This is a genomic window from Geodermatophilus sp. SYSU D00742, assembly GCF_054049935.1.
In genome coordinates, this window is record NZ_JBJGYJ010000014.1 from 20,482 (window position 1) to 43,098 (window position 22,617).

15 protein-coding genes and 1 riboswitch are annotated in these 22,617 nt (G+C 74.1%); of the genes, 13 read left to right on the forward strand and 2 right to left on the reverse strand.

Going from position 1 to position 22,617, the window contains the following annotated elements; genetic code table 11:
• Positions 1-320: 320 nt before the first annotated feature.
• From ACI78V_RS11665 to ACI78V_RS11680, 4 genes are all read left to right on the forward strand, one after another.
• Positions 321-1,199, forward strand: a complete 879-nt coding sequence (locus ACI78V_RS11665) for an FAD binding domain-containing protein (protein WP_456851067.1) — start codon at positions 321-323, stop codon at positions 1,197-1,199.
• A gap of 73 nt (positions 1,200-1,272) precedes the next feature.
• On the forward strand, positions 1,273-1,788 hold the full coding sequence (locus tag ACI78V_RS11670) for a (2Fe-2S)-binding protein (RefSeq protein ID WP_456851068.1): 516 nt from the start codon (positions 1,273-1,275) through the stop codon (positions 1,786-1,788).
• 73 nt (positions 1,789-1,861) lie between these two features.
• Complete coding sequence (cutA, locus tag ACI78V_RS11675) at positions 1,862-4,282, forward strand: aerobic carbon-monoxide dehydrogenase large subunit (RefSeq protein ID WP_456851069.1); 2,421 nt, start codon at positions 1,862-1,864, stop codon at positions 4,280-4,282.
• Positions 4,279-4,965, forward strand: coding sequence for an SRPBCC family protein (locus tag ACI78V_RS11680; protein ID WP_456851070.1), 687 nt, complete (start codon positions 4,279-4,281; stop codon positions 4,963-4,965). Before cutA ends, ACI78V_RS11680 begins: the two co-directional genes overlap by 4 nt.
• A gap of 152 nt (positions 4,966-5,117) precedes the next feature.
• Here ACI78V_RS11680 and ACI78V_RS11685 read toward each other — a convergent pair whose 3' ends face one another.
• Positions 5,118-6,203 (reverse strand): alkene reductase, encoded by a 1,086-nt coding sequence (locus ACI78V_RS11685; RefSeq protein ID WP_456851071.1) that lies wholly within the window; start codon positions 6,201-6,203, stop codon positions 5,118-5,120.
• A 191-nt stretch (positions 6,204-6,394) separates the two neighbouring features.
• Positions 6,395-6,549: riboswitch (cyclic di-AMP (ydaO/yuaA leader) on the forward strand.
• A gap of 247 nt (positions 6,550-6,796) precedes the next feature.
• On the opposite strand from ACI78V_RS11685, the gene ACI78V_RS11690 reads away from it, so the two are divergent.
• The 9 genes from ACI78V_RS11690 to ACI78V_RS11730 all read left to right on the forward strand — a co-directional run bounded on the left by ACI78V_RS11690 (position 6,797) and on the right by ACI78V_RS11730 (position 20,682).
• Positions 6,797-7,234 (forward strand): aggregation-promoting factor C-terminal-like domain-containing protein, encoded by a 438-nt coding sequence (locus tag ACI78V_RS11690; RefSeq protein WP_456851072.1) that lies wholly within the window; start codon positions 6,797-6,799, stop codon positions 7,232-7,234.
• Between the two features lie 394 nt (positions 7,235-7,628).
• The gene (gene trpC / locus ACI78V_RS11695; protein ID WP_456851073.1) at positions 7,629-8,438 is read left to right on the forward strand and encodes an indole-3-glycerol phosphate synthase TrpC; all 810 of its coding nucleotides are present in this window, start codon (positions 7,629-7,631) and stop codon (positions 8,436-8,438) included.
• Positions 8,439-8,556: 118 nt separating this feature from the next.
• On the forward strand, positions 8,557-9,906 hold the full coding sequence (trpB, locus tag ACI78V_RS11700; RefSeq protein WP_456851074.1) for a tryptophan synthase subunit beta: 1,350 nt from the start codon (positions 8,557-8,559) through the stop codon (positions 9,904-9,906).
• The gene (gene trpA / locus ACI78V_RS11705; RefSeq protein WP_456851075.1) at positions 9,903-10,706 is read left to right on the forward strand and encodes a tryptophan synthase subunit alpha; all 804 of its coding nucleotides are present in this window, start codon (positions 9,903-9,905) and stop codon (positions 10,704-10,706) included. Before trpB ends, trpA begins: the two co-directional genes overlap by 4 nt.
• Positions 10,703-11,674: a prolipoprotein diacylglyceryl transferase gene (gene lgt, locus ACI78V_RS11710; protein WP_456851076.1), complete on the forward strand. Its 972-nt coding sequence runs from the start codon at positions 10,703-10,705 to the stop codon at positions 11,672-11,674. The genes trpA and lgt overlap by 4 nt, the downstream gene beginning before the upstream one ends.
• A gap of 386 nt (positions 11,675-12,060) precedes the next feature.
• Positions 12,061-16,677: a glutamate synthase large subunit gene (gene gltB / locus ACI78V_RS11715; RefSeq protein ID WP_456851077.1), complete on the forward strand. Its 4,617-nt coding sequence runs from the start codon at positions 12,061-12,063 to the stop codon at positions 16,675-16,677.
• Positions 16,678-16,730: 53 nt separating this feature from the next.
• Positions 16,731-18,221 carry a glutamate synthase subunit beta gene (locus ACI78V_RS11720; protein ID WP_456851078.1) on the forward strand — a complete coding sequence of 497 codons (1,491 nt, stop codon included), beginning with the start codon at positions 16,731-16,733 and terminating at the stop codon, positions 18,219-18,221.
• Positions 18,222-18,394: 173 nt separating this feature from the next.
• The gene (gene pyk / locus ACI78V_RS11725) at positions 18,395-19,810 is read left to right on the forward strand and encodes a pyruvate kinase (protein WP_456851079.1); all 1,416 of its coding nucleotides are present in this window, start codon (positions 18,395-18,397) and stop codon (positions 19,808-19,810) included.
• Complete coding sequence (locus ACI78V_RS11730) at positions 19,807-20,682, forward strand: acyl-CoA thioesterase (protein WP_456851080.1); 876 nt, start codon at positions 19,807-19,809, stop codon at positions 20,680-20,682. Before pyk ends, ACI78V_RS11730 begins: the two co-directional genes overlap by 4 nt.
• Positions 20,683-20,692: 10 nt before the next feature.
• Here ACI78V_RS11730 and ACI78V_RS11735 read toward each other — a convergent pair whose 3' ends face one another.
• A complete protein-coding gene (locus tag ACI78V_RS11735) occupies positions 20,693-22,516 on the reverse strand; it encodes a pyridoxal-dependent decarboxylase (RefSeq protein ID WP_456851081.1) in 1,824 nt (607 codons plus the stop codon).
• Positions 22,517-22,617: the final 101 nt, after the last annotated feature.

Below are 22,617 nucleotides of genomic sequence, written 5' to 3' on the forward strand. Positions count from 1 at the left end.
GCCCTGAGGCCCGACGCGGCACTCGACGGAGGGGACCTCGCCGGCTCGGCGGGGTCCCCTCCGCGCGTCCGGGGCCGCTTCCCCGGGCCCCGCGGAGCCGCCGTCCGCGGGGCCTCCGGGCTCGTGTCGCGGCGTCCTGACGGGGCCGAGACAATTTAGCGCTGAGGTACTTCCGTCCCGGCTGACCTCGTGAAAGATTCGCCTCTCCGGCCAGCACCGCTCCTCCAGCGGCGCCTCCACCCGGACCCGTACGACGAGGAGGCACTCGTGGCGTTGCCCCAGACGTTGCACCGCGGTGACGGCCGGGGAGCCGGCGCCCGGTGAAGCCCGCTCCGTTCCGGTACACCGACCCGCGCTCCCTGGACGAGGCCCTCGAGGTGCTCGCCACGGAGGAGGGCGCCAAGGTCCTCGCGGGTGGCCAGTCGCTGCTGCCCCTGCTGTCGATGCGGCTCGCGGCCCCGGCCACGCTGGTGGACATCAACAAGGTGCCCGGCCTCGACGCGGTCGAGGTCACCGGGGAGGGCGTGCGGGTGGGCGCCCTCGTCCGGCACGCCGCGCTCCTCGCGCACGACGCCGCGGCGGGGGTCCAGCCGCTGCTGGCCCGGGCGACGGCGAACGTCGCCCACCCCGCGATCCGCAACCGCGGGACGACGGTCGGCTCGATCGCGCACGCCGACCCCTCCGGCGAGATGACCTCCGTCCTCGCCCTCACCGACGGCTCCGTCACCGTGGCCACGCCCGGCGGCGTCCAGACCGTGCCGTGGCGGGAGCTGTTCGTCGGCCCGCTGGAGACGTCGCTGTCCGGGCCCGCCCTGGTCACCTCGGCCTTCTTCCCGGCCCTCCCCGGGCGCTCGGGCACCGCCTTCGCCGAGGTCGCCCGCCGCAAGGGCGACTACGCGGTCTGCGGCGCCGGCGTCGTCGTCACCCTCGACGACTCGCGTCGGGTGTCGGCCGCGAAGGCCGCCTACATCTCCGTCGGGCTGGTGCCCGAGGTGCACGACCTGACCGACGCCGTCGCCGGCCAGCCGGTGGACGAGGCCGACTGGGCCGCCGCCGGCGAGTTGGCCCGCACGCTGGTCGAGCCGGACGGCGACATCCACGCCAGCGCGGACTACCGCCGCCTGCTGGTCGGCGTGCTGACGGAGCGGACGCTCGCGTCGGCCGCCGCCGAAGCCGCCGCGGGGGTGTCCGGCGGGTGAGCACCGCAGGCAACGCCGGCGCCCGAGGAGCGGGGCGGGTCCGGAACCGAGCCATGAGCACCGAGAGGACCGCATGAGCACCGTCGACACCGAGCGGACCGTCACCATCACCGTCAACGGTGTTCCACGTGAAGCCACCGTGCCGGTGCGCCGGCTGCTGTCCGACGCGCTGCGCCACGACCTCGGCCTCACCGGCACGCACGTGGGCTGCGAGCACGGCGTCTGCGGAGCGTGCACGGTGCTGGTGGACGGCGCCCCGACGCGCTCCTGCCTCGTGCTCGCCGTCCAGGTCGACGGCGCGTCGGTGGAGACGGTGGAGGGCCTGGCCCGCGAGGACCACCAGGGCGGCCAGGTGCTGCACCCCGTGCAGGAGGCCTTCCGCGAGTGCCACGCGCTGCAGTGCGGCTTCTGCACCCCCGGCTTCCTCATGACCATCAAGGCCGGGCTGGAGAACCGCGACGCGTCGGCCGAGCTGACCGAGGACGAGGTCGAGGAGATGGTCGGCGGCAACCTCTGCCGGTGCACCGGCTACGCCAACATCAGGAAGGCCGTCCACCACGCCGCCGCAGCGATGAAGGGCGCCCGGTGATCCCGCGTCCGTGCACATCCGCGGATGAGCGCGGCGCGGATCCGCAGACGTGCACGACGGACGGGGGATGGCGATGACGACGAAGCTGTTCGGTGAGCCGGTCCGCCGGCGTGAGGACGCCCGCCTGATCACCGGCAAGGGGCGCTACCTCGACGACATCGGGCACACCGCCCTGGCCGCCGCCTTCGTGCGCAGCCCGCACGCGCACGCCCGCATCGTCGACATCGACGTCGAGGCCGCGCTGGACGTCGAGGGCCTGGTCGCGATCTACACCCACGAGGACCTCACCGGCCCGCTCGCCGAGCCGCTGCCGGTGCTCATCCCGCACCCGCAGCTGCACGCCCCGCGCACCGGGTACCCGCTGGCCAAGGGGGAGGTCAACCACGTCGGGGAGCCGATCGTCATGGTGGTGGCGACCGACCGGTACCTCGCCGAGGACGCCGCCGAGCGGATCGTGGTCACCTACGAGGAGCTGCCGGTCGTCGTCGGCGTCGACGCCGCTCGCGAGGCCACGGCCGCCGTCCACCCCGACGTCCCGGACAACGTGGCGGCACGGCACCACCAGGAGACGGGGGACGTCGAGCCGGCCCTGGCGTCGGCGCCGCACACGCTGTCGTTCACGCAGTACATCGAGCGCAGCGCGTGCATGCCGATGGAGGGCAAGGGCGTGCACGCGCGGTGGGACGCCGCCGACTCCTCGCTGCGCGTCTACACCAGCACCCAGGCCTCGACGTCGGTGCGCGCGGCCATCGCGGCGAAGCTGGGGCTCTCGCTGGACAGGGTCGAGGTCATCGCGCCTGACGTGGGCGGGGGCTTCGGCGTCAAGATCGTGCACCCGTGGCCGGAGGAGCTGCTGGTGCCGATGGCGGCCATCGCGCTGGGCCAGGAGGTGAAGTGGGCGGAGGACCGCCGCGAGCACTTCATCTCCAGCGCCCACGAGCGCCAGCAGCGGCAGGAGATCACCGTCGGGTACGACGACGACGGCCGGATCACCGCCCTCGACGTCCACATCTGGCACGACAACGGCGCGTACACGCCCTACGGGATCATCGTGCCGATCGTGACGGCGACCCAGCTGGTCGGCCCGTACGCGATCCCGGTGTACCGGGTGATCGTGGAGAGCGTCTTCACCAACACCGTCATCGTGACGCCGTACCGCGGCGCCGGGCGGCCGCAGGGCTGCTACGCGATGGAGCGGACGATGGACCGCGTCGCCGACGCGCTCGGGCTCGACCGCGCGGTCGTCCGGGAGCGGAACCTCATCCGGCCCGACCAGTTCCCCTACGACCACCGGCTGACGTTCCAGGACGGCCGGCCGGTCATCTACGACTCCGGCGACTACCCGGGCCTGCTGGACAAGCTGCGCACGCTGGTCGGCTGGTCCGCCGCGGACGAGCTGCGGGCCGACGCCGAGGCGCGCGGGAAGCTGCTCGGCGTCGGCATGGCGCTGTACGTGGAGGGCACCGGGCCCGGTCCGTACGAGGGCGGGCACGTGCAGGTGCTCGGCAGCGGCAAGGTGCTGGTCTCGACCGGGCTGACCTCGCAGGGCCAGGGCCACGAGACGGCGTTCGCGCAGATCGTGGCCTCGGAGCTCGGCGTGCCCATCGAGGACGTCGAGGTGACCACCGGCGACACCCGGCGCTTCGGGTACGCCGTCGGCACGTTCGCCTCGCGCGCGGCGGTGATGAGCGGCAACGCCATCGCCCTGGCCGCGCGCGGCGTGCGGGAGAAGGCGCTGCGGATCGCCGCCGACGTCCTGGAGGCCGACCCCGGCGACCTGGAGATCGAGGACGGCGTCGTCCAGGTGCGCGGCACCCCCGGGGCCTCGATCCCGCTGCGGACGGTCGCGGTCCTCTCCAACCCGCTCCGCTACGCGTTCGACGAGGCCGCCAAGCAGGCCACCCAGTTCGCCACGCACGACGACACGAAGCCGCCGGTGGCCGAGGGCGACGCACCCGGCCTGGAGCACCGTGACTACTACTCGCCGATCCGGTCGACGTTCGCGTCAGGGGCCCACGCGGCGGTGGTGGAGATCGACCCGACCACGTGGGAGATCGACGTCGTGAGGTACGCGGTGGTCCACGACTGCGGGAACATCGTCAACCCGATGATCGTCGAGGGCCAGGTGCACGGCGGCGTCGCGCAGGGCATCGGCGGCGCGCTGTACGAGCGGATGGTCTACGACGACTCCGGCCAGCTGCAGAACGCCTCGTTCATGGACTTCCTCATGCCGTACGCGTCGGAGATCCCGGACGTGGTGATCGACCACCAGCAGACGCCCTCGCCGCTGAACCCGCTCGGGCTCAAGGGCGCCGGTGAGGCCGGCGTCATCCCGGGGACGGCGGCGATCGCCTCGGCCATCGAGGACGCGACCGGACGCCGGATCGCCGCCATGCCCATCTCACCCACCGAGCTCTACGACCTGATGCGATCACCCGATTCGGAACGGACCGCCGCGGCCGCGCGCCGGGCGAGGACAGGAGTGAGTGCGTGAACCTCGACGGCTCTGCGGTGCTGCACGCCGACCCGGACCGCGTCTGGAGCGTGATCACCGACCCCGCGGTGCTGGCCCGCACGATCCCGGGTTGCGAGTCGCTGCGGAAGGTCGGGGACGACGAGTACGAGATGAACGTCTCGGTCGGTGTCGGCGCGATCAAGGGCACGTACGCCGGCGAGGTGCGGCTGACCGACCAGAACAGGCCGAAGTCCTACGTCATGCACGCGTCGGGGGCGGGCGCGCCGGGGAACGCGCGGGCGCAGGTCACGATCAACCTCGAGCCGTCCGACGCCGGGACCACCACGCTCACCTACTCCGCCGACGCGGTGATCGGCGGCCCGGTCGCGGGTGTGGGGCAGCGGATGATCAGCGGCGTCGCCAAGCGGATGGCCGGGCAGTTCTTCAAGGCGATCGACGACGAGCTGACCGGTGCCGCGGCGCCGGTGGCGGCTCCGGCCGAGGCCCGCCCGTCGGCGGCCGCGGTGAGCGACACGCAGGTGGCCGCTCCGACCGCTGCCCCTGCGGCCGCCGGCCAGCCGCAGGTGTTCGCCGGCCGGGCCGCCGCGGCGCCGGCTGCGCCGTCCGACGTCCGGACCCTGGTGACCGGCGCGCTCGGCGGTGCCGGGCTCACCCTGCTCGGCGTCCTCGTCGGCTGGCTCCTGGGCCGCCGCCGGGGCTGAGTCCCCGGGGAGGGGCCGACCTCTCCCGTACACGCGTCGAGGGCCCTCCCGATCCGATCGGGAGGGCCCTCGACGTCCGGTCGTCACGCGTCCTGGACGGGGGTCGCGGTCTCGGGCGACGCGAGACCACGACCCGTGCACGGACTGCGGGCTCAGCTGGCCTGACGGTCCTGCAGCGTCGGGTAGTCGGTGTAGCCCTCGGCGCCGCTGGCGTAGAACAGGTGGGCCCTCGGCTCGTTCTCCGGGTGCTCCCCGGCCCAGCGCTCGACCAGGTCGGGGTTGGCGATGACCGGGCGGCCGACGGCGACGGCATCGGCGTGGGCGGCCTCGATGAGCTGCACCGCCTCCTCCCGGGTGGTGACCGAGCCGAAGCCGCTGTTGGCGATCAGCGGGCCACCGAAGCGCCGGCGCAGCTCCTGCACCAGGTCACCGGCGGGCTCGCGGTGCAGCACCGACAGGTAGGCCAGGCCCAGCGGGGCCAGCTGGTCGAGGAGGGTGCCGTAGGTGGCGAGGACGTCGTCCCGGTCGGTCTCGAGGGCGTCCTGGATGCCGTGCTCCGGCGAGATCCGCAGCCCGACCCTGCCGGCGCCGATCGCCGCGGCCACCGCGGCCACCACCTGGACGACGAACCGCGCCCGGTTCGCAGGGGAGCCGCCGTACTCGTCGGTGCGCTGGTTGGACGTCGGCGAGAGGAACTCGTGCAGCAGGTAGCCGTTGGCGCCGTGGATCTCCACGCCGTCCAGGCCGGCCTCGATCGCCCGGCGGGAGGCGGAGACGAAGTCCTGCACCGTCGCCCGGGCCTCCTCGACGGTCAGCGCGTGGGGCACCGGGTAGGCCTGCTTGCCCTTCTCGGTGTGCCCCTCGCCGTTGATGGCGATGGCGCTGGGGGCGACGACTCGGCGACCGCCGTTGACGTCGGGGTGCGTGACCCGGCCGCCGTGCATGACCTGCAGGACGATCCGGCCGCCGCGGGCGTGCACGGCCTCGGCGACGCGGCGCCAGCCCTCGACCTGCTCGTCGGTGACGATGCCGGGCTGGCCGACGAACGCCTGGCCCGCCTGGTCGGGATAGGTGCCCTCGGTGATGATCAGGCCGACGCCGGCGCGCTGCCGGTAGTGCTCGACGACCAGGTCACCGGGGACGCCGGACGCGCCGGAGCGCATGCGGGTCAGGGGGGCCATCACGACGCGGTTGGCGAGCTCGAGGTCGCCCAGGGTCACGGGAGAGAACAGGTCCACGTGGGTTCCAAGGGGCCGCCCACGGCGCCCATTCCGGAACGCCACGGTCATGACGCTCACAGTGACGCACATCCCGCCGCCAGGCGCATGGCGCCACAGAGGACCGGCGACCATCGAGTGGCGCGATGTGCGTTGCGTTCTTACGGTGGCGGTGTCCGGCCGATCGTCGCCTCCCGAGCCTGGGGAGCCCGCGCCGGACGCCGCCGAGTCGCTCCCACCGTGGGCGCGAGCCGGGGACCCACCCGCACCACCGGGGTGAGTCCCGCTCCCGGGCACACCCGGGAGCGGGTAGGGCACTCCCAGCCCGAACCCGTCAGCTGACCCGGTAGGCGGCCAGGGAGGAACGGAGAACCACCCCGCCCGGGGCCTCAGCTCCCGCGCGCCCCCGCAGGTCCGGGACCGTCGCGCTCCCGCCTGCCCACATCCCAGGAACCAGCCGTGCGGCCCGCACTGTCGACCGACGGCTCCAGCCGGGCGCCTGTGTCCGGCCGGTGCCGCATGCCCGGTTGACGGCACGACCACCGCCGCGGCCGGTCCCGCACGCCCGCCGGGCGCCGACGGCGCCGGGCTCCACACAGCTCGAGGACCGCACCATGCACAACCAGCACACCCACCGATCCGGCTCCCTGCACCGGCTCGCCACCGTCGGCGTCCTGACCCTCGCCCTCGCTCTCGCCCCCACCGGACAGTCGGTCGCCCGGGCGGACGGGGCGTCCACGACGTCGACCAGCGCCGGTGAGAAGCAGGCCTACAAGAACCACGCCCTGGGCCAGGTCGGTGGCAACAGGACCCAGTTCGGCTGCCTCGACCGGCTCTGGGAGCGGGAGAGCGGCTGGAACCCCAGGGCCCAGAACCCGAGGAGCACCGCGTACGGCATCCCCCAGTTCCTCGACTCGACGTGGGCCATGACCGGCATCCGCAAGACCTCGGACCCGTACCGGCAGATCAAGGCGGGGCTGATCTACATCGGAAAGCGGTACGGCACCCCCTGCGGGGCGTGGAACCACAGCCAGGCCCGCGGCTGGTACTGATCCCGGCACGCCCGGGGGGCCCCCCCCCCCCCCCCCGGGGGGCCCCCCCCACCCCCCCCCCCCGCCCCCCCCCCCCCCCGCCGCGCCGGGCGCCCCCCCCCCCCCCCCCCCCCCCCCCCCCCCCCCCCCCCCCCCCCCCCCCCCCCCGCCGCGGACCGACGAGGACCGCGCCCTCGACGCCTGGCGCGCTCTGGACCGGGGGGTGGACCCGACGGAGCCGGGTGGACGCGAACCCTGATCCCTACCCCGGACCGGATGGCGCCAACCGCCCCGCCGCAGCGTGCAGCGGCCCCCCGGGCAGGCGGGGTCCGCGCCGCCTCTAGAGTGGGAGCCCGGGTCCGGTGGAGGCCGGGTCCGGACCGCCAGGCCAGTCCGACGATCAGCGGGAGGACACGTGTCCGTGCTCGACGAGATCGTCGCCGGTGTACGTGAGGACCTCGCGGCCCGTGAGGCCCTGACCCCCCTCGCCGAGGTGAAGGCCGCCGCGCAGGACGCCCGGCCGGCGCGCGACGCCCTCGCCGCCCTGCGGGCCCCCGGCGTCGGGGTCATCGCCGAGGTGAAGCGGCAGAGCCCGTCGAAGGGTGCCCTCGCCGCGATCCCGGACCCGGCCGTCCTGGCCGCGCAGTACGCCGACGGCGGGGCGCGGGTGATCAGCGTGCTCACCGAGCGGCGCCGGTTCGGCGGTTCGCAGGCCGACCTCGCCGCCGTCCGGGCCGCGGTCGACGTGCCGATCCTGTGCAAGGACTTCATCGTCAGCAGCTACCAGGTGCACGAGGCCCGCGCGCACGGGGCCGACGTCGTCCTGCTGATCGTGGCCGCACTCGAGCAGAACGCACTGGTGGGCCTGCTCGAGCGGGTCGAGTCCCTGGGGATGACGGCGCTGGTCGAGGTGCACACCGAGGCCGAGGCCGACCGCGCCCTGACCGCGGGCGCGGCGGTCATCGGGGTCAACGCCCGCGACCTCACCACCCTGCAGGTCGACCGCTCCACGTTCGAGCGCATCGCCCCCGGGCTGCCGTCGGGGGTGGTGAAGGTCGCCGAGTCCGGCGTCCGCGGGCCGCACGACCTGATCAGCTACGCCGCCGCCGGGGCCGACGCCGTCCTCGTCGGCGAGGGTCTGGTCACCGCCGGGGACGCCCGCCAGGCGGTCGCCGACCTGGTCACCGCCGGCTCGCACCCCGCCACGCCCCGCACCAGTCGCTGATCTTGGTCGCCCGGTAGGGGCCCGCCGCCGGCCTCGTCCGGGGCTCGTCCCGAGCGTGCGGACGAGGAGGACGGGGTCCTTCCACGGTGGCGGGCCTGGAGGTCCTTAGGCTGGGGGCATGACGACGACCAGCCCACCGCAGCCCGAGGAGCAGCTCCTTCCGGCGCGCCCGGGCTGGCCCGACGCCACCGGCCACTTCGGGGTCTTCGGCGGCCGCTTCGTCCCCGAGGCGTTGATCGCCGCCCTCGACGAGCTCACCGAGGCCTACGAGGCGATGCGGGTCGACCCGGCGTTCCTCGAGGAGTTCGCCCGGCTGCAACGGGACTACACCGGCCGGCCCAGCCCCATCACCGAGGTGCCGCGGTTCGCCGCCCACGCCGGCGGCGCGCGCGTGCTGCTCAAGCGCGAGGACCTCAACCACACCGGCTCGCACAAGATCAACAACGTGCTGGGTCAGGCCCTGCTGACCAGGCGCATCGGCAAGACGCGCGTGATCGCCGAGACCGGCGCCGGCCAGCACGGCGTGGCCACCGCCACGGCCGCCGCGCTCATGGGGCTGTCCTGCACGGTGTACATGGGCGAGGAGGACACCCGCCGGCAGGCGCTCAACGTCGCCCGGATGCGGCTGCTCGGCGCCGAGGTCATCCCGGTCACCACCGGTTCGCGCACCCTGAAGGACGCGATCAACGAGGCGTTCCGCGACTGGGTCACGAACGTGGAGACCACCAACTACGTCTTCGGCACGGTGGCCGGCCCGCACCCGTTCCCGGCGATGGTCCGTGACTTCCAGCGGGTGATCGGCGACGAGGCGCGCGCGCAGGTGCTCGAGCGGGAGGGCCGGCTGCCCGACGCCGTCCTGGCCTGTGTCGGCGGCGGTTCCAACGCCATCGGCATCTTCACCGCCTTCGTGCCCGACGAGGGCGTGCGCCTGATCGGCCTCGAGGCCGGCGGGGACGGCGTGGAGACCGGCCGGCACGCCGCCACGATCACCGGCGGCTCGCCGGGCGTGCTGCACGGCGCCCGTTCGTTCCTGCTGCAGGACGACAACGGCCAGACCATCGAGTCGCACTCGATCAGCGCCGGGCTGGACTACCCCGGCGTCGGTCCCGAGCACTCCTACCTGCACAGCATCGGACGGGCCGAGTACCGCCCGGTCACCGACGCCGAGGCCATGGAGGCCTTCGCGCTGCTGTGCCGCACCGAGGGGATCATCCCGGCGATCGAGTCCGCCCACGCGCTGGCCGGCGCGATCACGCTCGGCAAGGAGCTGGGACCGGACGCGCTGCTGCTGGTGAACCTGTCCGGTCGCGGCGACAAGGACGTCGAGACGGCGTCGCGCTGGTTCGGGCTGGGTGACCGCGAGGAGGTCGACCCGGGCCCCGGCCTGGACACCGACCAGCAGCCCACCGAGGGCGCGGTCAGCAACGACGAGGCCGTCGCCGGCCAGGACGCGGGGGAGACGGCGTGAGCCTGCTGGCAGACCGGATCGCGGCGGCACGGGCGGAGGGGCGGTCGGCCCTGGTCGCCTACCTGCCGGTCGGCTACCCGGACGTCGACGCCTCCATCGAGGCCATGGTCGCCGCCGTCGAGGGCGGCGCCGACGTCGTCGAGGTCGGCGTCCCCTACAGCGACCCCGGCATGGACGGGCCGGTCATCCAGCAGGCCGTGGACGTGGCCGTGCGCGCCGGCGTCGGCCTGCGCGACGCGCTGCGGGCGGTCGCGGCGGTCGCCGCCGCCGGCGCGGTGCCGGTCGTCATGAGCTACTGGAACCCGGTCGAGCGCTACGGGGTCGAGAGGTTCGCCACCGACCTGGCCGCCGCCGGGGGAGCGGGGGCGATCACGCCCGACCTCATCCCCGACGAGGCCGCGGAGTGGCTGGCAGCCGCCGAGCGAGCCGACCTCGACCGCGTGTTCCTCGTCGCGCCGTCGTCCACCGACGCCCGGCTGGTGTCCACGACGGCCGCCTGCCGGGGGTTCGTCTACGCCGCCTCGACCATGGGTGTCACGGGTACGCGCGCCACGGTCGGCGACGCCGCCGAGAAGCTGGTCGCCCGCACCCGCGCCGCCGCTCCCGACCTCGCCGTCTGCGTGGGCCTGGGCGTCTCCGACGGCGACCAGGCCGCCGAGGTGGCCGCCTTCGCCGACGGCGTCATCGTCGGCTCGGCGTTCGTGCGCACCCTGCTCGACGGCCGCGGCCCGGCCGGTGTCCGTGCGCTCGCCGCCGAGCTCGCCGAGGGCGTGCGCCGCCGGGCCGGGGCGCCCGCATGACGACGCTGGCCGCCATCCCCAGCCCCACCCAGGGCGTCTGGGAACTCGGGCCGCTGCCGATCCGCGCCTACGCGCTGTGCATCATCGCCGGCATCGTCGCCGCCATCTGGCTGACCGACCGGCGCTGGCGGGCCCGCGGCGGGGCGGAGGGCGACGTCCTGGACATCGCCGTCTGGGCGGTCCCGTTCGGGATCGTCGGCGGCCGGCTCTACCACGTGGTCACCAGCCCCCGCCCCTACTTCGGTGAGGGCGGCGACCCGCTGCGCGCGCTGGCCATCTGGGAGGGGGGCCTCGGCATCTGGGGGGCGATCGCCCTCGGTGGGGTGGGCGCGTGGATCGCCTGCCGCCGCCGCGGCATCCCGCTGCCGGCCTTCGCCGACGCGCTGGCGCCCGGCCTGCTCGTCGCCCAGGCCATCGGCCGGCTGGGCAACTGGTTCAACAACGAGCTCTACGGCGGCCCGACCGACCTGCCGTGGGCGCTGACGATCCACCAGTGGAACGGCACCGGGGCGGTCGTGGGCGCCGACGGGCAACCGGTGGTGCTGGGCACGTTCCACCCGACGTTCCTCTACGAGCTGCTGTGGAACCTCGCCGCCGCGGCGTTCGTCATCTGGGCCGACCGCCGGTTCAGCCTCGGCCACGGCCGGGCCTTCGCCCTCTACGTGGCCAGCTACTGCGCCGGCCGGCTGTGGATCGAGCTGATGCGCACCGACCCGGCGGAGACGTTCTTCGGCGTCCGGCTCAACGTCTTCACCTCGGTCGTCGTCGGCCTGCTGGCCGTCGCCTACCTGGTCTGGCAGCGCGGCCGTCCGCGCGAGGTGGTCACCCGCGGACGTGAGACTCCCGACACTGTCGGGGCCGGTCAGGACCGCGCCGCCGCGTCCCCGGCGATCGCGCCCGGTGGGGCCGAGGCCGCCGCCGGCGAACCCCCAGGTGAGGACGACCACCGGCGCCCCACGGAGAGTTGAGCGCGACGCGCCGCGAGCGGGGTTTGGCGGTGTGAGGCCCGTGTTACGTCTGTGTACCCTTCTGTCCAGCCCTCCCAGTGATCCTGTCGAGGGCGCTTGCGTCGGAACCGGGCCAGCGCCGCCCCGCGGACGACAGCCCCGGGGGCACCTCTTCCGGGGCTCGTGAGCCAGGGTGGGACAGGCGATCACGGATCGCCCCCCGCTCGGGCTCTCCCGCAGTGCCGCACCTCTGCCCTCTGACCACCGGCCCCGGGCCTCCGCCCCCCGCCCGCTCCGTCATCGACGACGGCCGCGGACGGCGCGCCGACGACGGGAGTGACATGTCCGAGTTCCCCGCCCCCGCCGCTGCGTCCCCCGCCCCACGCGGGACCGCCGTCCCCTCCTCCGTGCCGTTCTCGGCAGTCCCGGCCGCCTCCGGTCTCTACGACCCGGCCAACGACAAGGACGCCTGTGGCGTGGCCTTCGTCGCGGACGTCCAGGGACGGCGCAGCCGGCGGATCGTCGCCGCCGGCCTGACCGCGCTGCACAACCTCGACCACCGTGGCGCGGCCGGCTCCGAGCCCAACTCCGGTGACGGCGCCGGCATCCTGACGCAGGTCCCCGACGCGCTGCTGCGCGCCGAGGTCGACTTCGACCTCCCCCCGATGGGCGAGTACGCCGTCGGCATCGCCTTCCTGCCCGTCGACGAGGCCGAGCGGGCCGCCCGCCACGAGGACGTCGCCCGTCTCGCCGCCGAGGAGGGGCTCACCGTCCTCGGCTGGCGCGAGCTGCCGGTGGACGCCGAGGGTGCCGACGTCGGCCCCACCGCGCGCGCGGTGATGCCGCACTTCGCCCAGCTGTTCGTCGCCGAGACCATGGGCGCCCGCGCCGACACCACCGCCTTCGGCGGCGGCGCAGCCGTCAACGGCGTCACCCGGCTCGAGCGGCGGGCCTTCGTGCTGCGCAAGCGCGCCGAGCGGGCCGCGACCGAGGCCGGCAGCTCCCTCTACATCGCCTCGCTGTCGTCGCGGACGATCACCTACAAGGGCATGCTGACCACCGACCAGCTGCCGGCGTTCTTCCCCGACCTGCGCGACGAGCGCTACGAGTCGGCGATCGCCCTGGTGCACAGCCGGTTCTCCACCAACACCTTCCCGAGCTGGCCGCTGGCCCACCCGTTCCGGCTGATCGCGCACAACGGCGAGATCAACACCATCAAGGGCAACCGGAACCGGATGCGGGCCCGCGAGGCCAAGCTGGAGACCGCCCTGTTCGACGGGCCGGCCGGCCCGGCCTCCGAGCTCGGCCTGGAGCGGATCTTCCCGGTCACCGCCAGCGACTTCAGCGACTCGGCGACCTTCGACGAGGTGCTCGAGCTGCTGCACCTGTCGGGTCGCTCGCTGCCGCACGCGGTGCTCATGATGATCCCGGAGGCGTGGGAGAACCACGACGAGATGGACCCGGCCCGCCGGGCCTTCTACCGGTTCCACTCCTCGATCATGGAGCCCTGGGACGGGCCGGCCGCGGTGGCGTTCACCGACGGCACCCTCATCGGCGCCGTCCTCGACCGCAACGGCCTGCGCCCCGGCCGCTGGTGGCACACCAAGGACGACCTCGTCGTCCTGGCCAGCGAGGTCGGCGTCCTGGAGATCCCCGACTCGGAGGTCCTCGCCAAGGGCCGGCTGCAGCCGGGCCGGATGTTCCTCGTGGACACCGCGGCGGGGAAGATCGTCTCCGACGAGGAGGTCAAGGGCGCGCTCGCGGCCGAGCACCCCTACGAGGACTGGCTGCACGCGGGCCTCGTGCACCTGCCCACGCTGCCCGAGCGCCGCCGCGCCCGGCCCAGCCACGAGTCCGTCGTCCGCCGGCAGCAGCTGTTCGGCTACACCGAGGAGGACCTGCGCGTCCTGCTCACCCCGATGGCGTCGACCGCCGCGGAGCCGATCGGCTCGATGGGCACCGACACCCCCGTCGCGGCGCTGTCGGACCGCTCCCGGCTGCTCTACGACTACTTCGGGCAGCTGTTCGCCCAGGTGACCAACCCACCGCTGGACGCCATCCGCGAGGAGCTGGTGACCAGCCTCGGGCGCACCTTCGGCCCGGAGCAGAACCTGCTGCAGGCCACCCCGGCGTCCTGCCGCCAGGTGTTCCTGCCGTTCCCGGTCATCGACAACGACGAGCTGGCCAAGATCCTGCACATCGACGACGACGGCGACCTGCCCGGGTACGCCGCCGTCCGGATCACCGGCCACTTCGACGTCAACGGCGGCGGGACGGCGCTGGCCGAGGCGATCGAGCAGCTGCGGACCAAGGTCAGCAAGGCGATCGCCGCCGGCGCCCGCGTCATCGTGCTGTCCGACCGCGACTGCGACGAGCGGCGCGCCCCCATCCCGTCGCTGCTGATGACCGCCGCCGTCCACCACCACCTCGTGCGGCAGAAGACCCGCATGGAGGTCGGGCTGGTCGTCGAGTCCGGCGACTGCCGCGAGGTCCACCACGTCGCGCTGCTGCTCGGCTACGGCGCCGCCGCGGTGAACCCCTACCTGGCGTTCGAGTCCATCGAGGACCTCATCCGCGACGGCGTCCTCACCGGCGTCGAGCCCGCCCAGGCGGTCCGCAACGTGGTGAAGGCGCTGGGCAAGGGCGTCCTCAAGGTCATGAGCAAGATGGGCATCAGCACCGTCGGCTCGTACACGATGGCGCAGATCTTCGAGGCCGTCGGCCTGTCCCAGGAGGTCGTCGACGAGTACTTCACCGGCACCTCCTGCCCGCTGGGCGGTGTCGGCATCGACGTCCTCGCCGAGGAGGTGGCCATGCGCCACCGCCGGGCCTACCCGGAGAACCCCACCGAGCGCGCCCACCGGCGCCTGGAGACCGGCGGCGAGTACCAGTGGCGCCGCGAGGGGGAGGTGCACCTGTTCAACCCCGAGACGGTGTTCCTGCTCCAGCACGCCACCCGGTCGCGCCAGTACGAGGTCTTCGAGAAGTACACGAAGACCGTCGACCAGCTCTCCGAGGACGCCGCGACGCTGCGCGGGCTGTTCACGCTGCGCACCGGCGTGCGCCCCCCGGTGCCGCTGGAGGAGGTCGAGCCGGTCAGCGCGATCGTCAGGCGGTTCTCCACCGGCGCCATGAGCTACGGCTCGATCTCGCAGGAGGCGCACGAGACCCTCGCGATCGCCATGAACCGGCTGGGCGGCAAGTCCAACACCGGTGAGGGCGGCGAGGACCCCGACCGCTTCGTGCCCGACCCGAACGGCGACCTGCGCCGCTCGGCGATCAAGCAGGTGGCCAGCGGCCGGTTCGGCGTCACCAGCGAGTACCTGGTCAACGCCGACGACATCCAGATCAAGATGGCCCAGGGCGCCAAGCCCGGCGAGGGCGGTCAGCTGCCCGGCCAGAAGGTCTACCCGTGGGTGGCCCGCACCCGGCACTCGACGCCGGGCGTCGGCCTGATCAGCCCGCCGCCGCACCACGACATCTACTCGATCGAGGACCTCAAGCAGCTGATCCACGACCTGAAGAACGCCAACAACGAGGCGCGGGTCCACGTCAAGCTGGTCAGCGAGGTCGGGGTCGGGACGGTCGCGGCCGGGGTGAGCAAGGCCCACGCCGACGTCGTCCTGATCTCCGGGCACGACGGCGGCACCGGCGCGGCGCCGCTGACCTCCCTCAAGCACGCCGGCTCGCCGTGGGAGCTGGGCCTGGCCGAGACGCAGCAGACGCTGCTGGCCAACGGCCTGCGCGACCGCATCGTCGTGCAGTGCGACGGGCAGATGAAGACCGGCCGCGACGTCGTCATCGCCGCGCTGCTGGGCGCCGAGGAGTACGGCTTCGCCACCGCTCCGCTGGTCGTCTCCGGCTGCGTGATGATGCGCGTCTGCCACCTGGACACCTGCCCGGTCGGCGTCGCCACCCAGAACCCGGAGCTGCGCAAGCGGTTCACCGGGCGGCCGGAGTTCGTGGTCACGTTCTTCGAGTTCCTCGCCGAGCAGGTCCGCCAGTACCTGGCCGAGCTGGGCTTCCGCTCCCTCGACGAGGCCATCGGTCACGCAGAGCTGCTCGACACCCGCAAGGCGGTGGACCACTGGAAGGCCGCGGGGCTGGACCTCACCCCGGTGCTCGCCGTGCCGGAGCTGCCCGAGGGCGCCTCCCGGCACCGGGTGCGGGAGCAGGACCACGGCCTGGACGTCGCGCTGGACCAGACCCTCATCCAGCTGTGCGAGGGCGCGCTGTTCGACGCGCGGCCGGTGAGCCTCGAGCTGCCGGTCCGCAACGTCAACCGCACCGTCGGCACGATGCTCGGCTCGATGGTCACCCGGCGCTTCGGCGGCGAGGGGCTGCCCGACGGCACGATCGACCTGACCTTCACCGGGTCGGCCGGCCAGTCCTTCGGCGCCTTCGTGCCGCGGGGCATCACCATGCGGCTGCTGGGTGACGCCAACGACTACGTCGGCAAGGGCCTGTCGGGCGGGCGGGTCGTCGTCCGGCCCGCGCGGGAGGCCACCTTCGCCGCCGAGGACAACGTCATCGCCGGCAACGTCATCGGCTACGGCGCCACCGCGGGGGAGATCTTCCTGCGCGGCCGGGTCGGCGAGCGGTTCTGCGTGCGCAACTCCGGCGCGCTGGCCGTCGTCGAGGGCGTGGGCGACCACGCGCTGGAGTACATGACCGGCGGGCGCGCGGTGATCCTCGGCCCGACCGGGCGCAACATCGCGGCCGGCATGTCCGGCGGCATCGGCTACGTGCTCGACCTGGCCCGCCACCGGGTCAACGGCGAGATGGTGGACGTCGAGCCGCTGGACGGCGAGAACGCCCAGTGGCTGCGCGACGTGCTGGTCCGCTACGCGACCGACACCGAGTCGCCGGTGGCCTCGGCGCTGCTGGCCGACTGGGGACGCTGGTCCGAGCGCTTCAGCGTGATCATGCCGCGTGACTACCGTCGCGCGGTCGAGGCCCGGCGCGCCGCCGAGGCCGCCGGTACCGACGTCGATCGCGCACTCATGGAGGCAGCTCGTGGCTGAGCCGCGCCCCCGCCCCTGCCACTCGTCCCGACCTGAGCTCATGGAGGCCACACGTGGCTGACTCGACGGGTTTCCTCAAGCACGAGCGGGCGCTGCCGCCGCGGCGTCCGGTCGACATCCGGATCCTGGACTGGAAGGACGTCTACCTCTCCCGGCAGAACGGTGAGGACGCGGTCTTCCCCGTGGCGGCGGTCCGCCAGCAGGCGGCGCGCTGCATGGACTGCGGCATCCCGTTCTGCCACCACGGCTGCCCGCTGGGCAACCTGATCCCGGAGTGGAACGACCTCGCCCGCCGCGACGACTGGACCGAGGCGATCGAGCGGCTGCACGCGACCAACAACTTCCCGGAGTTCACCGGGAAGCTGTGCCCCGCGCCGTGCGAGGGCTCCTGCGTCCTGAACCTGCAGGAGTCGCCGGTCACGATCAAGCAGATCGAGTGGGAGATCATCGACCAGGCGTTCCAGCGCGACCTGGTCAAGCCGGTGCCGCCGCAGGAGCACACCGGCAAGAAGGTCGCCGTCATCGGCTCGGGCCCGGCCGGTCTGGCCGCCGCCCAGCAGCTGACCCGCGCCGGCCACGACGTGACCGTGTACGAGCGGGCGGACCGGGTCGGCGGGCTGCTGCGCTACGGCATCCCCGAGTTCAAGATGGAGAAGGCCGTCCTCGACCGGCGGCTGGACCAGATGCGGGCCGAGGGCACCCGGTTCGTCACCGGCGTCGAGGTCGGGGGCAGCGGCGCCGGCGACCCGTCGGCCGAGCAGCTGCGGGCCGAGTACGACGCCGTGGTCCTCGCCGGTGGCGCCACCATGGGCCGCGACCTCCCGGCCCCGGGCCGGGAGCTCTCGGGCATCCACCTGGCCATGGAGTACCTGCCCCTCGGCAACCGGCAGGCCCTCGGTGAGCTCGACGACCCGCCGATCAACGCCCACGGCAAGCACGTCGTGATCATCGGTGGCGGCGACACCGGCGCGGACTGCCTGGGCACCGCCCACCGCCAGGGCGCGGCCTCGGTGACCCAGCTGGAGATCATGCCGGCGCCGCCGGACCGCCGGGACCAGGCCAGCAACCCCTGGCCGACCTATCCCATGATCATGCGCGTCTCCAGCGCGCACGAGGAGGGTGGCGAGCGGCTCTACAGCGTGAACACCGAGCGCTTCCTCGGTGACGACGCGGGCAACGTGCGAGCACTGCTGCTGCACGAGGTGGAGCGGGTCGACGGCCGGTTCCAGAAGGTCGAGGGCACCGAGCGCGAGCTGCCCGCCGACCTGGTGTTCCTCGCCATGGGGTTCACCGGTGCCCAGCGCGCCGGCCTGGTCGACGCCCTCGGTGTCGAGGTCGACGGGCGGGGCAACATCGCCCGCGACGGCGAGTTCATGTCCACCGTGCCCGGCGTCTTCGTCGCCGGCGACATGGGCCGCGGCCAGTCGCTGATCGTGTGGGCGATCGCCGAGGGGCGCGCCGCGGCCGGCGCCGTCGACACCTGGCTGACCGGGGCGTCGATGCTGCCGCGGCCGGTGACGCCCACCGCGGTGGCGCTGCGCTGAGGACCCCTCCCTCGGGCCCCTCGTAGGAGGACCCGGTCCCCCTCCCCGTCACAGGCTCGCCCCGGGTCTGCGACGGGTGAGGGGGCGGGGTCCTCCGCGCATCCGGAGCCGGATGTGAGCGCTCACAGGGGTCCTCCCTACATAGCCGCCCCGAGCCGGATAGCGTTTGGGTCATGTCGCGTCGCGCCAAGATCGTCTGCACCCTGGGGCCGGCGACCGGTTCGCTGGAGCAGGTCACCGCCCTCGTCGAGTCCGGGATGGACGTCGCCCGGTTGAACTTCAGTCACGGCGCGCACGCCGACCACGAGAAGGCCTACCACCTCGTGCGCGAGGCGTCGGACCGCACCGGGCACGCCGTCGCCGTCCTCGCCGACCTCCAGGGCCCCAAGATCCGCCTGGGCACCTTCTCCGACGGCCCGGTCGTGTGGCCCACCGGCAGCCGGGTGTGCGTCACCGTCGACGACGTCGAGGGCACCGCCGAGCGGGTCTCCACCACCTACAAGGGCCTGGCCGCCGACGCCCGCGTGGGCGACCGCCTGCTGGTGGACGACGGCAAGCTGGCGCTCTCGGTCGTCGGCGTCGACGGCCCCGACGTCTGGTGCCTGGTCGTCGAGGGCGGGGAGGTGTCCAACAACAAGGGCCTCTCGCTGCCCGGCGTGGCGGTCAGCGTGCCCGCGCTGTCGGACAAGGACGAGGAGGACCTCCGCTTCGCGCTGCACCTGGGCGTGGACTTCATCGCCCTGTCGTTCGTGCGGTCCCCGCGCGACGTCGAGCTGGTCCGCGACATCATGCGGCAGGAGGACGTCTACGTCCCCGTCATCGCCAAGCTGGAGAAGCCCGAGGCGGTGGAGAACCTCGAGGCGATCGTCGAGGCCTTCGACGGCGTCATGGTTGCCCGCGGTGACCTCGGCGTGGAGCTGCCGCTGGAGCAGGTGCCGCTGGTGCAGAAGCGCGCGGTGCAGGCCGCCCGCGAGCGCAACAAGCCGGTCATCGTGGCCACCCAGATGCTCGAGTCGATGATCAGCTCCTCGCGGCCCACCCGCGCCGAGGCCTCCGACGTCGCCAACGCCGTCCTCGACGGGGCCGACGCGGTCATGCTGTCGGGGGAGACCTCGGTCGGCCGGTACCCGATCGCCGCCGTCCGCACGATGGAGCGGATCATCGACGCCGTCGAGAGCGCCGACACCGCCGTCCCGGACCTGGTGCGCATCTCCCGGTCGCGCTCGGGCGCCATCGTGCGCGCGGCCAAGGACGTCGGCGAGACCCTCGCCGTCAAGGCCCTGGCCACCTTCACGCAGACCGGGGACACCGCCCGCCGCCTGGCCGCGCTGCACCCGCGGCAGCCGCTGCTGGCCTTCACCGTCGACGCCCGGGTCCGCAGTCAGCTGGCGCTGTCCTGGGGCGTGGAGACCTTCCTCGTGCCCGAGGTGCAGCACACCGACGACATGGTCCGGCAGGTGGACTTCTCCCTGCTGTCCATCGGCCGCCTCAAGGAGGGCGACCGGGTCGTCGTCGTCGCCGGCAGCCCGCCCAACACCGTCGGCTCGACCAACCTCATCCGGGTCCACGAGGTGGGTACCGACTCATGAGCGCCCCGGCGGGGGACGGCGACAGCCAGGCCGCCGCTCTCCTGCAGGTGCTCGACCTCGAGGAGCGGGAGCCCGATGTCCTCGTCGGGCAGACGCCCACCACGCGCCTGCAGCGCATCTTCGGTGGGCAGGTCGCCGGGCAGGCCCTGATGGCGGCCGGGCGCACGGTGCCGGGGGGCCGCGACGTGCACTCGCTGCACGCCTACTTCCTGCGACCCGGTGACCCGCACGAGGAGATCCGCTACACCGTCGACCGGATCCGTGACGGGCGGTCGTTCACCACCCGCCGGGTGATCGGCTGCCAGCGGCGCCGGGGCGAGGACGTCGCCATCTTCGCGCTGACCGCCGACTTCCACGCCGGGGAGCCGGCCGTCGTCGAGCACTCGCTGCCGATGCCGGCGGTGCCCGCGCCCGAGGAGCTGCCGGCACTGGCCGACCTCGCCGCCCGCCACGGCAAGGAGGGGTCCGCGGCGATGGAGATCAGCCGGGCCGTCGAGCAGCGGCTGTTCGAGGACCCGTTCGACGGGCAGGTCAAGGAGCCGCCGACGCGGGTCTGGATGCGCGTCGCCGGGCGGCTCCCCGAGGACGCCGCCGTCCACGCGGCCGCGCTCACGTTCGCCAGCGACCTCACGCTGCTCGGTGCCGGGCTGGTCCGCGTCGGCGGGTGGCAGGACCGCTACGCCGGCGCCAGCCTGGACCACGCCGTGTGGTTCCACGCACCGGTCCGCGCCGACGACTGGTTCCTCTACGAGACCGACAGCCCCGCCGCCTCCGGGGGGCGGGCGCTGTGCTTCGGCCGCATCTGGTCGGCCGACGGCACGCACGTGGCGACCGTCGCCCAGGAGGGGCTGCTGCGCGCCGTCGGGCGCTGACCCCGGCGGCTCAGGACCCGGTGCCCCGGACGCCCGCGGCGTCGTCGGTGCCGGCCGCGGCCACCACGGCCGCGGCGTCCTCGGGCCCCTCGTCGACCTCCGCGGCGACGTCCGCCTCCGGCAGCGCGGCGGCCGGTTCCGGACCGGTGCCGTCCTCCACCGCGGTGCCGTCCTCGGGGGACGTGTCGTCCGGGCCGGTGCCGTCCTCGGGGCTGACCGTCAGCGACTGCTGGGCGGCCGCCTGGGCGGCGGTCTCGTCCTGGGCGGCGGGGACCTCGGGGAGGACCTCGGCGGACGTGCGGGCCGCCGCGGCCGCCTGCTCGGCCGCCCGGCGCTCGGCCTCGGCGCGCGCCCGCTCGGCGGCGGACTCGGCGAAGTCGGCGGCGAGCCAGTCGTGGCCCTCGCACAGCAGGGCCCAGGCCCGCTCGACGTGCGCGCGGGTCGTGGTGGGCGCGCCGATCGCCACCCGCAGCACCACCTGCCCGCGGACGGTGGTGTGGGTCAGGAAGACCTCGCCGCCGTCGTTGAGCCGCTCCAGCAGGGTCATCGTCGCGACGTCGGCGTCGACCTCGGCGGGCCACCGGGGACGCAGGCAGACCAGGGACAGCGGGTGCCGGGTGACGACGTCGAAGCGGTCGTCGGCCTCGGCCCAGGCGGCCAGCTCCTGGGCCAGCGCCACCCCGGAGCGGATGTGCGCGCGCAGCCCCTCCGCGCCGTACCAGCGCAGGACGAACCACAGCTTGAGGGCGCGGAAGCGGCGGCCCAGCTCGATCTGCCAGTCGCGGTAGTCGACGACGCTGCCGGCGTCCGTGGCGGCGTTGCGGAGGTACTCCGGCAGGATCGACAGCGCCCCGGTCAGCGCGGCGCGGTCGGCGACCCAGAACAGCGTCGCGTCGAAGCCGGTGAGCAGCCACTTGTGCGCGTCGGTGGTGTAGCTGTCGGCCCACTCGACGCCGGCCTGCAGCTCCCGGAGCTCCGGGACGACGGCGCTGACGCCCGCGTAGGCGGCGTCCACGTGCAGCCAGACGCCGTACCGCTGGCAGATCGGCCCGAGTGCGGCCAGCGGGTCGACGGCGGTGGTGGACGTCGTCCCCACCGTGGCGCACACCAGGACGGGACGGAAGCCGCGGGCGGTGTCGCGCTCCAGGCGGGCGGCGAGGGCGGCGGGGCGCATCGCGAGGTCACCGTCGACCTCCACGATGCGGACGGCGTCGGTGCCCAGGCCGGCCACGCGCACCGCCTTCTCCATCGACGAGTGCGTCTCCGAGGAGACGTAGACCGTGTACTCCTCGGGGCGCACCCCGTCGCGGACCGTGCCGCCGCCGCTGGCCCGGTGCAGCGCGGCCAGCAGGGCGACCAGGTTGGCTCCGGAGCTGCTGTCCTGGACCACGCCGCCGCCGGTGCCGGTGGAGCGGAAGGAGGACGGCAGGCCCAACAGCCCGGCGAACCAGTCCAGGACGTGCTGCTCGAGCTCGGTGGCCGCGGGGCTGGTCACCCACGACATCCCCTGCACGCCGAGGCCCGAGGACACGAGGTCGCCCAGCACCGAGGGGCCGGAGGTGTTGGCGGGGAAGTAGCCGAGGAAGCCGGGGTGCTGCCAGTGCGTGACGCCGGGCAGGACGACGCGCTCCAGGTCACCGAGGACAGCCGAGAACGGCTCGCCGTGCTCCGGCGGCGCGGCGGGCAGGGACTCGCGGACGTCCCCGGGCGCGGCGGGGGAGCGGACCGGGAACGTGGCGATGCGGGTCCAGTAGTCGGCGATCCAGTCGACGACCTCGTGCCCGTGCTGCCGGAACTGCTCGGGGGTCATGTGCGGCGGCGTCGGCGAGCTCACGGTGCCACCGTATGGCCGCCGTCCGCGGGCCGTGCGAGGTGTCCCTGCGAGTGGGGCGCCGGAGGCCTCCGCGGCGAGGGCCGGTGGGCCGGCGCTCCACC

Bases quoted from the DNA above. Each gene is read 5' to 3' on its own strand.
- ACI78V_RS11730 (WP_456851080.1), top strand. From the start codon at position 19,807: ATGAGCGCCCCGGCGGGGGACGGCGACAGCCAGGCCGCCGCTCTCCTG.
- cutA (WP_456851069.1), top strand. From the start codon at position 1,862: ATGACGACGAAGCTGTTCGGTGAGCCGGTCCGCCGGCGTGAGGACGCC.
- lgt (WP_456851076.1), top strand. From the start codon at position 10,703: ATGACGACGCTGGCCGCCATCCCCAGCCCCACCCAGGGCGTCTGGGAA.
- ACI78V_RS11670 (WP_456851068.1), top strand. From the start codon at position 1,273: ATGAGCACCGTCGACACCGAGCGGACCGTCACCATCACCGTCAACGGT.
- ACI78V_RS11690 (WP_456851072.1), top strand. From the start codon at position 6,797: ATGCACAACCAGCACACCCACCGATCCGGCTCCCTGCACCGGCTCGCC.
- pyk (WP_456851079.1), top strand. From the start codon at position 18,395: ATGTCGCGTCGCGCCAAGATCGTCTGCACCCTGGGGCCGGCGACCGGT.
- trpB (WP_456851074.1), top strand. From the start codon at position 8,557: ATGACGACGACCAGCCCACCGCAGCCCGAGGAGCAGCTCCTTCCGGCG.